The organism is Planctomycetaceae bacterium (assembly GCA_039680605.1).
Classification (GTDB): domain Bacteria; phylum Planctomycetota; class Phycisphaerae; order SM23-33; family SM23-33; genus JAJFUU01.
The window spans coordinates 104,813-118,236 of sequence record JBDKTA010000008.1 but is presented as its reverse complement, the minus strand read 5'-3'; the positions used below and the strand labels follow the sequence as shown (position 1 = coordinate 118,236).

12 protein-coding genes are annotated in these 13,424 nt (G+C 66.4%); 4 read left to right on the top strand and 8 right to left on the bottom strand.

All coding sequences use genetic code 11. From position 1 onward, the window contains the following. Window positions 1–55 precede the first annotated feature (55 nt). The 3 genes from ABFD92_02535 to ABFD92_02525 all read right to left on the bottom strand — a co-directional run bounded on the left by ABFD92_02535 (window position 56) and on the right by ABFD92_02525 (window position 1,933). Window positions 56–1,021, bottom strand: coding sequence for a DUF975 family protein (locus ABFD92_02535; GenBank protein ID MEN6503393.1), 966 nt, complete (start codon window positions 1,019–1,021; stop codon window positions 56–58). A gap of 10 nt (window positions 1,022–1,031) precedes the next feature. Beyond that, a complete protein-coding gene (locus tag ABFD92_02530) occupies window positions 1,032–1,439 on the bottom strand; it encodes a DUF2752 domain-containing protein (GenBank protein ID MEN6503392.1) in 408 nt (135 codons plus the stop codon). An 80-nt stretch (window positions 1,440–1,519) separates the two neighbouring features. Continuing rightward, complete coding sequence (locus ABFD92_02525; protein ID MEN6503391.1) at window positions 1,520–1,933, bottom strand: DUF5684 domain-containing protein; 414 nt, start codon at window positions 1,931–1,933, stop codon at window positions 1,520–1,522. Window positions 1,934–2,137: 204 nt separating this feature from the next. Here ABFD92_02525 and larC point away from each other — a divergent pair, with 204 nt between their 5' ends. Then, on the top strand, window positions 2,138–3,310 hold the full coding sequence (gene larC, locus ABFD92_02520; protein MEN6503390.1) for a nickel pincer cofactor biosynthesis protein LarC: 1,173 nt from the start codon (window positions 2,138–2,140) through the stop codon (window positions 3,308–3,310). A 73-nt stretch (window positions 3,311–3,383) separates the two neighbouring features. Further along, a complete protein-coding gene (locus tag ABFD92_02515; protein MEN6503389.1) occupies window positions 3,384–4,562 on the top strand; it encodes a glycosyltransferase family 2 protein in 1,179 nt (392 codons plus the stop codon). A gap of 114 nt (window positions 4,563–4,676) precedes the next feature. Here ABFD92_02515 and ABFD92_02510 read toward each other — a convergent pair whose 3' ends face one another. Genes ABFD92_02510 through ABFD92_02490 form a run of 5 tightly spaced genes read right to left on the bottom strand, consistent with a single transcriptional unit; the run spans window position 4,677 to window position 10,551 of the window. Continuing rightward, window positions 4,677–5,579, bottom strand: a complete 903-nt coding sequence (locus tag ABFD92_02510) for an alpha/beta fold hydrolase (GenBank protein MEN6503388.1) — start codon at window positions 5,577–5,579, stop codon at window positions 4,677–4,679. A 2-nt stretch (window positions 5,580–5,581) separates the two neighbouring features. Further along, entirely contained in the window at window positions 5,582–6,910 is a 1,329-nt protein-coding gene (locus tag ABFD92_02505; protein MEN6503387.1) for an FtsW/RodA/SpoVE family cell cycle protein, read from the bottom strand. Beyond that, complete coding sequence (locus ABFD92_02500) at window positions 6,907–8,877, bottom strand: penicillin-binding transpeptidase domain-containing protein (GenBank protein MEN6503386.1); 1,971 nt, start codon at window positions 8,875–8,877, stop codon at window positions 6,907–6,909. The genes ABFD92_02505 and ABFD92_02500 overlap by 4 nt, the downstream gene beginning before the upstream one ends. Before the next feature lie 4 nt (window positions 8,878–8,881). After that, the gene (locus ABFD92_02495) at window positions 8,882–9,457 is read right to left on the bottom strand and encodes a hypothetical protein (protein MEN6503385.1); all 576 of its coding nucleotides are present in this window, start codon (window positions 9,455–9,457) and stop codon (window positions 8,882–8,884) included. After that, window positions 9,454–10,551, bottom strand: coding sequence for a rod shape-determining protein MreC (locus ABFD92_02490; GenBank protein MEN6503384.1), 1,098 nt, complete (start codon window positions 10,549–10,551; stop codon window positions 9,454–9,456). Before ABFD92_02490 ends, ABFD92_02495 begins: the two co-directional genes overlap by 4 nt. Window positions 10,552–10,810: 259 nt before the next feature. Here ABFD92_02490 and ABFD92_02485 point away from each other — a divergent pair, with 259 nt between their 5' ends. Next, window positions 10,811–11,608, top strand: coding sequence for a 1,4-dihydroxy-6-naphthoate synthase (locus ABFD92_02485; GenBank protein MEN6503383.1), 798 nt, complete (start codon window positions 10,811–10,813; stop codon window positions 11,606–11,608). Further along, complete coding sequence (locus ABFD92_02480) at window positions 11,605–13,386, top strand: UbiD family decarboxylase (protein ID MEN6503382.1); 1,782 nt, start codon at window positions 11,605–11,607, stop codon at window positions 13,384–13,386. The genes ABFD92_02485 and ABFD92_02480 overlap by 4 nt, the downstream gene beginning before the upstream one ends. Window positions 13,387–13,424: the final 38 nt, after the last annotated feature.

Genomic DNA, 13,424 nt, shown 5'->3' with positions numbered 1-13,424 from the left:
CGCACTCCCGGTTCGCGATTTCGATGCACAACTGCCAAACCGCAAGCGGCGGCGATCACACCGTCATCCTAGCCGGAGCGGCCTTCAAGTCCTCATAGAACAGCGCGAACATGGTCGCGCCGTACGGGGACAGGAAAAGCACCGCCGCGATCAGGCTCAGGCCCAGCGTGGGCAAGGCCGCCAGATAAGCCAGCAATGCCCATCCCATCATGCGCAGGTACAGACAGAAGAGCTTGCCCTTGTAGCCTTGCATCATGGCGCGGCTGGCCTTGAGCGCGTCGATGGCGCCCATCCCTGGGTTGTCGGCAAGCAGGAAGAACGTCATCGCGAACATCAGGCTGACGATCCATGTCGCGACGATGCAGGCGATCAGAATCAACAGGACCAGAAGGAAGACAAGAATCGCGCCAATCACGGAAGCGTCGCTGCCCTGCCCTGCCGCAATAGCCAGGCCGGCCATCATCATGATCATCGCCAGGAACATCGGCACCATGCATGCCAGCATGGCCAGGCTGTACAGCAGGTACGCCACCATCGACTCGCCAAAGCGGGAAAACCCGTCGAAGAGCATCCCGACTCGCACCGAACCGCCGCGGACGAGCGTCAGGAAGTAGATCACCCCGCCCAGCGTCAACGGACCCAGAAGGATCAACTGGCCAAACGGTACGATTGCAGCGAGGTAGCTTAGAAGGATCCAAAGCAGGCAGAATCCGATCGCCGGCCACCAGCGCCCCTTGAGGATGGCTCGCGCGCGGGCGGTGAGTTCGGCGTTAGGCGTGGCCCCGCCGGTTCCGCCGGGCGAGGCCGGCAGGACCCTTCTGGATTCTGGGCCCAGCCGAGGCGCAGCGGCAGCGATATCGGCAAACTGCGGCAGCGATGACGCCGGCGCCCATTGAGCCATTCCTTCCGTCCAGACCGCGTCGCCGGGACGAACGCGCCCCTGGGCGATCCACTGCCGCAGAAGTTCCAGATCGATCGGTCCGTACTGCTGCCCATTGACGATGCAAAACCATTTGCCCATGAGACTCTCTCTAATGGCAGTAGATCAGATAGGCCCAGTTGGCCAGGACGGCCGCCACAAGAACCAACACCGCCGCCAGGCGTTCACGCGGACGCAGTTGAACTTGCACCTGCCGCCGCATGATCAGGCGCATCCCCAGGACCGCTGCCGCCAACGCGCAGGCGACCGCCGCCAGCGGATTATACGCCACAGCCGCAAGGATGTCGCCCTGGAGCAGGCACAGGAAGCACCGCGTGCCGCCGCAGGCGGGACAGGGCAGCCCGGTCAGTCGCCTGAGCAGGCAGATGGTGGTGTCGATCTGAAAAAATCTTCCGACAGGCTCCAGCGCGAGCAGCAGGACGCCCCAGACAGCCACAACCACGACGGCAGCCTTGTTATGAGGCGCGACGCGCCGGGCTGGGACCCAAGCAAGTTTCATCGCGATGGCCTTGGGGCAATAGACTCCGCGCGCCGCATCCGGAGAGGATGCGGCGCGCGGGATTCAACATACACAAAACATCAGACCGCCGGCGGCGCCGTCGGCGGAACGGCCGGACCCACATACTGGGCCTTGCCGAAGCCCAGGATCGGCCAGAAGATCGGACCCAGCAGGGCCAGACCCACGCCGAAGCCAGCGCTCTGGGCGAAGCTCTTGGCCACGTCGATCATGACGATGAACGACATGACGATGTTCACGCACGGCACCAGGAATAGAACCACCCACCATACCGGTCGCCCGACCATCTCCAGAATGACGATGATGTTGTAGATCGGGATGATGGCGGCCCAGCCGGGCTTCTTGGCCTTGACGAAGGCCTTCCACATGCCGATAACCACAACCGCAGCGACTGCCAGGTAGAGCAGCCACATGAAGCACACGCACAGCATGCCCATGACTCCACCGCCGGTCTGAACGCTTCCTTCGTATTCCATGATTGTTCTCTCGTTGAGAAAGGTCGATCCCGGCCACGGCGACCGGACTTGTCGATAGAAAATCTACTTCGTCAAGGCGCGGCTGTCAAAGAACTTCCGACCGTGCGTGGGAGAATTCCCGATACCCTCTTTTCCGGACGGCCTTGAAAAACCCCACCGGCCGCTCTACACTCTGGGCCCCTGTGCGACGGGAAGGAAGGGCCTATGACACTGGCGTATTTTGACTGCTTCAGCGGCGCCGGCGGCGACATGATCGTCGCGGCGCTGGTAGACGCCGGCGCCGACGCCGACGCGGTGACGCACGGGCTGGCCGACCTGGGCCTGCCGATGAAGGTCTCCTTCGAGACCGTCACCCGCAAGGGTATCGGCGGCACGCGATTTGTCGTCGAGGTCTGTGCCCACGAGCACCATCACCATCGCCACCTGGATGACATCCTCAACCTCATCGCCAAGGCGTGCCTGCCCCCGCGGGCGGCCGCACGAGCCTGCGACATCTTCAACCGCCTGGCCGTCGCCGAGGCGACGATCCACAAGACGCAGCCCGAGCACGTTCACTTTCACGAAGTCGGCGCTATCGACAGCATTGCCGACATCGTCGGGGCGTGCCTGGCGCTGGAGACGCTGGACATCGACGAGCTGGTCTGTGGGCCGCTGCCGCTGGGCAGCGGAACCGTCGAGTGCGAGCACGGCATTTTGCCCGTGCCCGCTCCGGCCACCGCGGCGCTGCTCAAGGGCTTCGCGGTGACGCGCGAGGAGACCGGCGTCGAGATGACCACTCCGACGGCGGCGGCGATCTTCACCACCCTGGCCCGCAGCGCCGCCATGCCCGCGATGCGCGTCGAGGCGGTCGGATACGGCGCCGGAACGCGAGAACATGGAGCGGTGGCGAACCTGCTGAGGGTGTTCGTCGGCCGCCGCGACGCCGACGGGCAAGTCGACTCGCTGACGGAGTTGGCCGCCAACATCGACGACTGCAGCGGGCAGATCATCGGCGCGACGCTGGAGAAGCTCATCGCCGCCGGATGCCACGACGCCTGGGCGGCGCCGATCACGATGAAGAAGTCGCGCCCGGCCTGGATGCTGTGCGTTTTGTGTTCCGACGACGACGTGCCCCGCATGGAGGCTATACTATTCTCCGAAACGACGACGCTGGGCATCCGCCGCCGTCCGTGCCGGCGCCGAAAGCTGCTGCGGCGACACGAGACGGTCGAGACGCCGTACGGACCCATCCGCGTGAAGATCGGCAGCAGCGAGACCGGCGACCTGACCTGTCAGCCGGAGTTCGCCGACTGCCGGACCGCCGCGGACGCGCATCACGTGTCCTTGCGCGAAGTGATACAGGCGGCCGTGATCGCCCAGCGCGGAAAACAGTTATGATTTCTCCACGGGCCGCGCCGGAGGCCCCTCAAAGCCTCCCCAGCGCGATTCTGACCCTGATCGGGGAGTGACCATGGCGGGATTGGCCGCGATACTGACGATTCTGACGGGCCTGGCGGTCTTGATCTGGTGCAACCGCATCATGCAGTTGCGCCGGTTCAAGGCCGAGGCGTTCGTCATCGACGACCGCGCGCCGGGACCGCCCCCTTCGCCGCCGAAGATCAGCGTGGTGGTGGCCGCCAAGGACGAAGAGATCTACATCGAGAACTGCCTGCGCACGATGCTGTCGCAGGACTATCCCAACTTCGAGCTGATCGTCTGCAACGACCGCAGCAGCGACAACACGGCGGCGATCATCGACCGCGTGGCGCGCGGCGACGATCGGGTGAAGGTCGTTACCATCACGGAACTGCCCGCCGGCTGGTGCGGCAAGAACAACGCGATGCAGCAGGCGATCGCCCAGGCCGACGGCGAGTGGATCTGCATGATCGACGCCGACTGCCGCCAGGAGTCGTCCCGCACGCTTTCAACGACCGTGCAGCACGCCATCGACGGCAAGATCGACCTGCTCAGCGTGCTGCCCACGCTGGACATGCTGAGCTTCTGGGATACCGTCGTGCAGCCCGTCTGCACCGGCACGATGATGATCTGGTTCAACCCGATGCATGTCAACGACCCGCACAAGCCCCACGCCTATGCCAACGGGGCGTTCATGCTCATCCGCCGATCGGCGTATGACGCCATCGGCACCCACCACGCCGTCCGAAACCGCATCAGCGAAGACATGCACATCGCCGCCCTGGTCAAGGGGTCCGGTCTGCGGCTGCGCGTCGTGCCCAGCGACGGACTCTATCGCGTGCGGATGTACGCCTCCCTCGGCCAGGCCATCCAGGGATGGACGCGTATCTTTTTCGGAACCTTTGGCACCGTCAGCCGCCTGATCATCTCCTGGCTGGCCATGTTCATCGTCGGGTCGCTGCCGTGGTTCACCCTGGCCGGCTCGCTGTGGGCCCTGCTCGCCGGCGGCGCTTCGCCCTGGTGGTCAGCCGCCGCGGGAGCCTCCGCCGCGGCGGTCATCTGCCAGATGATCGCGCTGCACTTCTTCTACAAGCAGATCCAAATCCATCCGGCAATGTCGCTGTTGTACCCGGTGGGCAACCTCATCGGCCTGTACATCCTGCTGGTGGCCCTGTCAAAGCACCTGCCCTCGAACCAGGTCATTTGGCGCAACACCAGCTACGCCCGCCCCTGAACAACCCTCGCCTGGGGTGCCATGGCGGTCGTTGTTCAGCCGCCATGTTTGCAGCGCCGGCCGGGGACATGGCGGCTTGAAAACGGCCGCCATGGCACCCAATACGCCGGTGTTTCAGGCCTTTGAGAATTGAACGCCCCGCAGCAGCGCCTGGTAAAACGCGGCGGGGTCGCTCTGGAACTCCAGCACGTGTGCGGCGTCGAACTCAACCCGCTGCGCCCGATCGGCGGTCAGTCGTGTCACGACCTTCGATGTTGCTTTGTTGTCGATGACGCGTTCGCGCCGCGCCAGCAGCAGCGTACACGGAACGTTCAGCGAACCGTCGGGCGCCCGGGCGATCATGCGGTCCAGCACGCGGCTGGCAAACATGAAGGCGGCGCTGGCCTTGCGGAGCCTCAGCGTGTCGGCCCGAAGGTACTCCCGCATCGCCGGGTTGTCGGTGAAGAGCTCATCGTCGTCCAGCGGAATCGCCAGGCGGACCTTCGGGGCCGCCAGCAGGCACAGCGCCACGGCCAGTTTCGTCGCCGCCGGAACGTCCACCATGGCAGCGATTCCGGGCGCGATCATCGTCAGCGACGCGATCGCCGCGCGGCGCCGCGGCCAGAGGCAGTATGCGGCCGCCAGCTTCCCACCCCAACTGGGTCCGGCCAGTGCCAGGGAGCGGTCGGGGTTCTCCCGCACGATCAGGGCGGCGGCGGCGTCGAGGTCGGCCAGGAGCTGCCCCGCCGAGCGTGCGTGTCCGCGATCAGTGCGATTGTGCCCGCTGCCGCGGCGCTCGATCTGATAGACGCGGCAGCCATGATCGGCCAGTGCCGCAGCGCTTCCGGCGAACCACCCCGGGTGAGACTGAATCCCGTGCAGGTACAATACGCACGGACCCGCCGCAGGCCCGCGCGGCGAATGGACGAGCATGCCCGTCTCGTAGCCGTCTGCAAGGCGCAGGGTCCGCGGCTGCGGGCGGCGGGCGCCCTCGAGCGGACAGTCAAGCGGCCACGGGATGTGCGGCGGTTCGCTCATGGTCAGCGGTTCCGAGAGCGTCGTTCCGGTTCGCCGGTGCTCATGGGGCCATACGGTGCTTCGGGGCCTTCCTTGGCGCCGTGCTCGAACGGTCGCGGCGCCAGCGAGATGGGGCGGCGCTGGGCGACGTTGACCAGCAGCCCCAGGGCAGAACAGTTGATCACCAGCGAGGTTCCGCCGTAGCTGACCAGCGGCAGCGTCATGCCGGTTACGGGCATCAGGCCGATCACGACGGCGATATTGACCACCACCTGCGAAAACATCAGAGCGGCCACGCCCACCGCCAGCAGTCGCCCGAAGGGGTCGTGGGTCCCCACAGCGATCTCGACGCCGCAGATGAAGATTACCGCGTACATCAGCAGCACGGTCAGGCAGCCGGCGATGCCCCACTGCCCGCCGATAACGGCGAAGATGAAGTCGCTCTCGCGCTCGGGCAGCGTGCGATAAAACTGGTTGATCTCGTTCCATCCCCCGCCGCCGAACAGCGCGCCGACCGACAGGATCATCTTCGACTGGCGCAACTGGTAGCCTTCGTCGCCGGCCTTGTCCGGATCGCCCTGCCCCAGCCAGCCCTCAATGCGCCGCAACTGGTGCGGTTCCATCACCGAGAGCATGACGGGCATGACGGCGTAGGGACGCCCCTGGAACTTCATGTTCGCGTACGACAGCGCCTGGCGGTCGGACGCCTCGGCGGCGGGCAGGCCGGAAACGTCGACCGGCCGCGGCAGCAGCATCAGCACGGTCGCCACGGCGATGATGCCCAGCAGGTGGCGCAGGCGCGCCCCGGCCATGAAGAGCATGAAGTACAGCGTCGGCAACAGCAGCAGGCTGGTGCCCAGGTCCGGTTCCTTGAGGATCAGGAACATCGGCACCAGCGCCAGGATGAACGGCGGGATCAGCCCCGACAGCGTGCGGTAGTGGTCGCCGTAGCGCAGGTACCACGCCAGCATCAGGATGAATGAAAGCTTGGCCAGTTCCGAGGGCTGAAACATGATCGGACCGAAATTGATCCAGCGGCGGGCGCCATTGATCGACGGGATCAGCCAGTTCAGCGCGTCGGTCTTGAGCAGGCGCGGAACCAGCATCATCAGCAGCAGCGGCAGCGTGACGCCAAAGAGGGCATAGGCGGCCTTGCCAAACCGCGGGTACGGCACCAGGGTGATCACGAAGAACGCCACCAGCCCCACCACCATGAACGCCGCCTGCTTGCCGGCCAGTTCCGTCCGGTCCGAGACGCTGATGGCCACGATCCCGATCGCCATCAGGGCGACCATCGCCACGATGATCGGCCAGATGTTCAGCCGCAGATAGCGCCGGATGATAGCCGTCATGGCGCCTCTCCGTCGGTTGCCGCGGCATCCTGGGGCGCCGGGCGCTGATTGACGTAGCCCCGCTTGCAGCAGAACTTGACCAGTTCGCGCGCCAGCGGACCGGCGTTGCGGCTGCCGCCGCCGACGACGTACTCGACCACCACCGCGAAGGAGATCTGCGGGTTCTCGCGCGGGGCGTAGCCGGCGAACCAGGCCATGTCGCCCTGGCGCACGCTCATCCCCTGCCATCGCTGCGGCGGGACCGTGGCCGTGCCCGTCTTGCCGCAGACCTCCACCTCCGGCGCCGCCAGCACCGAGCGGTGAAAGACATCGTAGCTGGTGCCGTCGGAGTCGTTGACTACCTTGTACATCCCTTCCTGAATCAGCGAGATATAACGCGCGTCGACGCCGATCCGCCGCCGCGCCTGCGGAGCGGCACCCCCAACCACCAGCGACGGCGAGACGAACTCACCCCTGCGGGCGATGGCCCCCATGTAGTTGGCCACGTGCATTGGAGTGACCACTACCGGTCCCTGGCCGATGCCCATCAGGCGCGCCGCACCCGGACCGGGATGGCGGTTCAGCCAGCTCGCGCTGGGCAGTTGCGCCCGGCTTTCCTCGGGCAGTCCGGTCCCGGCCACGTCGCCCAGGCCCCACTGGCGATACCAGTCGACCAGGCGCTCCGCCGTCACCAACTCGCCGGCATGATAGAAGAACACGTTGCAGCTGTGCTGCAGCGCGCCGACCACGTCGAGCATGCCGTGACCGATGTGGGCCGAGGGCCAGATCCAGCACCGGAACGAACTGGGATTGATCAGATACCCGCGGCACTCGTACTGCGTGTCGCCCTGGACAAGTCCCAGTTGCAGCGCCGCCAGGCCCGACAGCGGCTTGAGCGTCGAGCCCGGAGGGTACAGGCGCGTCACCGCCCGGTTGTGCAGCGGAAAGTTCAGGTCGTCCTTGACCAGCTTGGAATACTGGCGCCCGTATTCGTTAAGGTCGAAGGTCGGCCACGACACCATCGCCAGGACCTGCCCGGTCTGCACCGAAACGACGGCGATGCTGCCGTTGCTTCCGGTTGAGGCCAGCAGGTCGGTCAACTCTCGCTGCAGGTCAATGTCGATGGTGAGTTTTACGGCGGCGCCGGGGATGGCCGGTTCGCCGTCCTCGAGAGGCTCGCCGGTGCGGCGGTCGAGCTTTCGATACCCGCGGTTGCCCCGCAGAGCCTCTTCGCACATCTTCTCGACGCCGCGTTTGCCGATGATGTCGCCGCCGCGGTAGTTGCGGCGCAGGCGTTCCAGGTCGTCGCCCTGCTCGCGGGGAAGATTCAACCGCCGCATCTCGACGTCGTTGACCTGCCCGGTCAGCCCGATCACATGGCACGCCAAGGCGCCGTAGGGATAGTGCCGCTTGAGCCGGGGCACCACCGACGCCCCGATCATGCCCTGCGTGTCGACCATCGTCGCCATGCCCGGAACGACCGGGTGGGCCTGGTACTGCTCGAGCACCGGCGAAATCCGCGCCGCGTCGCGAATGGCGTTGACGCGACGGCGCGTCCGCTCGATCAGCGCGTCGACGGCGTCGCGGTCCATCCCGTTAGACAGCCCGATCTGGTACACGCGCGCCCACGTGGCGTGGATCCGCTGCCGCAGCAATGTGGTCGCCCGCTCGGACGACACCTTCTCTTCTTTCACGATGCGGCTGCGCTGGCGCTTGAACCACTTCTCGTAAAAGGCCTCGTCGTCGCTGAGCAGGCCGTACTCGAGGCACAACTCGTACCAGGGCAGGTTGTCGGCCAGAACCTTGCCGTTGCGGTCGGTGATCAGCCCGCGCACCGGCGAGAGCATCTTCACGTCGGTGAGCATCTTTCCGGCCTGCTCGCGATAGTCCTCCGAACTGAACCCCTGCAGGTGCACCAGGCGCGCGACGATGGCGAGGAAGACGACGGCCGCCAATACCATGAAGCATTTGATGCGGAACTTGTACATGGTCTCATCGGTGTCCGATGGTTCCGCGCCGCCCGCGAGCGGTCGCGGGCACGGGGATCAGCCAGCGGCGCAACTTGCGCAGCAGCAGATATCCGATCGGCGCCAACAGACCGGTATAGATCGACAGCAATACCGCCTGCAGGACCATCTGCCCGTACGATACCCACAGCACCGCGCCGCGGGCCAGCACCGACTGGTACGTCACCCACAGCAGGTGGCTCATCAGGCAGAACACCGCCGCCAAAAACGCCTGCGGCAGCGGGCGCTCGAAGTAGAACCCCTCGCGGATGTAGAAGATCACCCCCGCCGCCACCGCGTAGGCGATGGCCATCGGTCCGATGGCCGTGGCGCAGCCCGGGGCCGTCGCCGTCGTCAGGTCCAGGCCCAGCCCCAGGCCCCATGCCGCCAGCATTCCCATCGTCGCCGTGCGCGCATTCAGGGCGATGAAGACCCCCACGATCGCCACCAGGTCCGGTCCGATCGTGCCCAGCGAAGCCGAGGGGAATGTGATCAGCCCGCCCACCGTCGTCTGCATCAGCAGCACAACATACGCCACCACCACAAAGAGCGTCCATCTCATGGCGAGGCCTCCGGGGTGGCGCCGCGCGGAACCACGATGTACACCTCGCGCAGGGCCGACAGGTTTACCGCCGGTTCGACGCGGAGTCGCACGAACCCGGCGTGTTCAGGAATGGGCGTGACCTCGACCACCTCGCCGATGAGCACCTCGGCGGGCATGAACATCTCGTCGTCGCGCGTGACGAGCTGGTCGCCCGCTCGCGGGGGCAGTTCCGGGTTGTACGCTTCGCCCGGTCCCAGCCATCCCCGCGCCCGCACGCCCTCGCCGTCCCATACGCCCTCGACGAGGACCGACTCTTTGCCGTCGCCGTTGGCCGGGACGCTGTCGATCAAGCTGTTCTCAAGCGTCAGCGGCTTGAACTCGCTGCTGCCCTTGGGGCGGATCATCCGGGGGTGCTGGCGGTCGATCCTGCGGCGGATGCGGGCTTGGATGCTGAAGTTCGCGTCGGTCACCAGTTGCATCCGCGCCGTGAAGTCCGACGTGTGCGTCAACCGCCCCACCAGCGCCGAACCGGTAATCTGGAGCAGGTACGGGTGCTTGCGTTCGATCTCGACGGCGATGGCCGCGGTTCCGGTGGGCTCGATGGCCTTGGAGCGGTCGGTCTTGAGCACCCACGACGTCACCGGAGCGCCCTTGCGCGAAGCGACGGATTGCCGCACGCTCAGGACCCGCCCGCTGCCGTAAGGCAGCGACTCATCCCCCGCCACCCACGCCGGGATGATGTCGTACGGGAACTCCTGGCTGGGACCAAACCGCCCGCCGAACTGCTTTCGCAGCCCGGCGATGATCGTCGCCCGCTGCCACCACTGGTCGCGCTGCTGCACGAGGCTGTAGACCTGCTGGCGAAGCTGCGTGTTCTCCGTCTGCAGGGCGCGGGCCTCGTCGGCGGCGATCGGACGCGGCGCCCGCGCCGTGATCCGCCCCTTGAAATAGCTGACGAAATACATCGCCCCCTCGCCCGGGGCCACGAACAGGTAGCTCGTCACGTTGCGCAGAGGCTCGGCCACCCGCCGCCCCGGAAGGGACGTCAGAAACGCGCAGGCCATCAGAGCGGCCAGCACCATCGCTGCGCTGGGTTTGGGCAAGCGTTTCATGTTCACACGTCGGCGCGAGGGCGCCGCAAAGTGCTCATGATACTCCCTTTGCCCACGCCCCATCAAGCGCCGCTGCCGTCGAACGCCGCCCGGCGATGGCCCGGTGGCAGCGACATGGGTTGTTCAACGCGTCGCCATGGGTTCGCGCAGAGCATTATGGCGACCCGCCGCGTGTCGCTATGCCACCGGGTCATAGTTGGGATATTTCAAACTCGCGGCCTATTCTTGCATAGCCTCTGGAAAGGATTGCATCCTGAATTTGACGCTGGCATATTCGCCGTGTCCCAACGACACGTTCATTTTCAACGATCTGGCGGCAGGGACCTTGCGCCTGGACGGATATGATCTCGATGTGCATCTGCACGATGTCGAGACGCTCAACCGCGCCGCCCTCGAAGGGCGATACGACATCACCAAGCTGTCGTTTCCCGCCTACCTGCGGGTGTGCGGACAGTATGAGCTGCTCAACGCCGGATCGGCCATCGGTTACGGCTGCGGACCGCTGGTGGTGGCCCGGCGTCCGATGCATCCCGACGAATTGGCACGGGCATGCGTGGCGGTTCCGGGCGAGTTGACTACCGCGAATCTGTTGTTTCGGTTGTGGGCTCCCCAGGCCGCGAATCGCTTCTTCACGCGTTACGACCAGATCATGAACATGGTCGCCGCCGGAGAGGCTGACGCGGGCGTACTCATTCACGAGGGGCGTTTCGTCTACCGCGCCCGGGGGCTGCACCTGGTGGCCGACCTGGGGGCGTGGTGGCAGGAGCGAACCGGCCTGCCGATTCCCCTGGGCGGCATTGCCGCGCGGCGCACCCTGGGCGAGCGGACGATCCGCGCCTTCGACGCGCTGCTGCGCAAGAGCGTCGAGAACGCCCTGGCCCATCCGCAAGGGGCGGCTGCCTATGTCCACGCGCACGCGCAGGAAATAGATGCCGGTGTGCAGGCCCGGCATATCGAAATGTTCGTCAACGACTTTACGGTGGATCTGGGCTCGGCGGGTCGCGCCGCCGTGGCGCAGTTGGAGAAGCTGGCCGGCGGGGCGGGGGTGATCACGTGAGCCTCACCGACTTGCGAGCGTTCATCAACCTCCTGGAGTCTCGGGGACAACTCGTGCGAGTGGCGGCCGAGGTCGACCCCGACCAAGAGGTCACGATCATCCAGCACCGCGTGCAGGCCCAGGGCGGGCCGGCGCTGCTGTTCGAGCGCGTCAAAGGCTCGCCGTACCGGCTGGTGAGCAATCTCTTCGGCACGCCGCAGCGGGTGAAAGAAGCCTTCGGGTGCGAGCCGGGCGAGATCGGCCAGAGCCTTGTCCGCCTGGCGCAGCGTCTCGTGCCGCCAACGGCCGCGGCGGTCTGGTCGGCGCGCGGACCCATCCGCCGCCTCCTGCGCGCCCGCATGAAGAGCGTCCGCACCGGTCCGGTCCTGCAGGAATGTTTCGACCCGCCGCACCTGGACCGCCTGCCGTGCCTGAAGTGCTGGCCGCTGGACGGCGGGGCCTTCTTCACGTTGCCGCTGGTGCATACCGTCGACCCGGTCAGCGGCGCGGGAAACCTGGGCATCTACCGCCTGCAGCGACTGGGCTCCGCCGCCACGGGCATGCACTGGCAGATCGAAAAAGGCGGCGCCTTCCACTTCCGCAAAGCCTGCCAGATGGGGGCGCCGCTGCCGGTGAGCGTGATCCTGGGCGGCCCGCCGGCCCTGACGCTGGCGGCCATCGCCCCGTTGCCCGAGGGGCTCGACGAGCGGTTGCTGGCGGCGCTGATCATGGGCCGCCCGCTCGATGTGATCCATCGCCGCTCGACGGGGCATCGCGTGCCCGCCGCGGCGGAGTTCGTGCTCGAAGGCGCCGTCAGCGCCGGCGACGTTGCCCGCGAAGGGCCTTTCGGCGACCACCTCGGACACTATTCCCACAGCGCGGACTTTCCGGTCTTTCGCGTCCACCGCGTGCTGGCGCGAAAGGACGCGATCCTTCCAGCCACGGTCGTCGGCAAACCGCCACAGGAAGACTACTACATCGGCCAGGCGCTGCAGGAAATGATGGCCCCGCTGCTGACGATGGCGTTTCCGGGCGTCGCGAGCGTTTGGGCGTATCCCGAGACCGGTTTCCATCCCCTCGCCGTCGCGGCCGTCAGGCAGCGCTACGCCCACGAGGCTCTCAAACACGCCCTGGGCCTGCTGGGCAGCGGTCAGTTGTCGCTGACGAAGGTTCTGATCGTCGTCGACGAGGATGTCGACACGCACGATTTCGCCCAGGTCAGCGCCGCCCTGTGGGAGAATCTCGATACCGCCCAGGGCCTGCACCTGCTGGCCCCGACGGCCCAGGACACGCTGGATTTCACCGGCCCGGCAATGAATACGGGCAGCCGCCTGATCCTGCTGGCCACGCGAGACGCCGCCCGGTCGCGTCGGAAACCGCCGCCGCCCGAGCCGCCGCTGCCGGGTGCGGTGCATAAGGATATCCTGGCGATGACCCGCCTGGGCCCTGCCGTGCTCGTCGCCCAGATCGATCGCGCCGGCGACAGAACCGCCGTGCGCGAGGCGCTGGCGGCCCATCCGCTCACGCGGGAGTATCTCTTGCACGTGCTGGTCTGGCCGGACGTGCCGTTGGACGACCCGAGGCTGATCCTCTGGGGTTGGTTCACGCGTTTCGACCCGCTGGTGGACCTGCACCCGGCGGGTCGCGACGCCGCCGGCAATCGCATGATCCTTCGATGCCCCATCTGCATCGACGCGACGTGGAAGAGCGGTTACCGCCAAAGCGTCGCCTTCGACAGCGATCTTTTCCATCGCGTCGAGAGGAACTGGGACCGCTACGGCATCAGGCTCTCAACATAAAGGTTGACCTTTTCCACCTTGCGCCCCAGAATTCGCGG

Coding starts and splice junctions, on each gene's coding strand:
- ABFD92_02535 (MEN6503393.1), bottom strand. CDS start 1,021: ATGGGCAAATGGTTTTGCATCGTCAATGGGCAGCAGTACGGACCGATC.
- ABFD92_02530 (MEN6503392.1), bottom strand. CDS start 1,439: ATGAAACTTGCTTGGGTCCCAGCCCGGCGCGTCGCGCCTCATAACAAG.
- ABFD92_02525 (MEN6503391.1), bottom strand. CDS start 1,933: ATGGAATACGAAGGAAGCGTTCAGACCGGCGGTGGAGTCATGGGCATG.
- larC (MEN6503390.1), top strand. CDS start 2,138: ATGACACTGGCGTATTTTGACTGCTTCAGCGGCGCCGGCGGCGACATG.
- ABFD92_02515 (MEN6503389.1), top strand. CDS start 3,384: ATGGCGGGATTGGCCGCGATACTGACGATTCTGACGGGCCTGGCGGTC.
- ABFD92_02510 (MEN6503388.1), bottom strand. CDS start 5,579: ATGAGCGAACCGCCGCACATCCCGTGGCCGCTTGACTGTCCGCTCGAG.
- ABFD92_02505 (MEN6503387.1), bottom strand. CDS start 6,910: ATGACGGCTATCATCCGGCGCTATCTGCGGCTGAACATCTGGCCGATC.
- ABFD92_02500 (MEN6503386.1), bottom strand. CDS start 8,877: ATGTACAAGTTCCGCATCAAATGCTTCATGGTATTGGCGGCCGTCGTC.
- ABFD92_02495 (MEN6503385.1), bottom strand. CDS start 9,457: ATGAGATGGACGCTCTTTGTGGTGGTGGCGTATGTTGTGCTGCTGATG.
- ABFD92_02490 (MEN6503384.1), bottom strand. CDS start 10,551: ATGAAACGCTTGCCCAAACCCAGCGCAGCGATGGTGCTGGCCGCTCTG.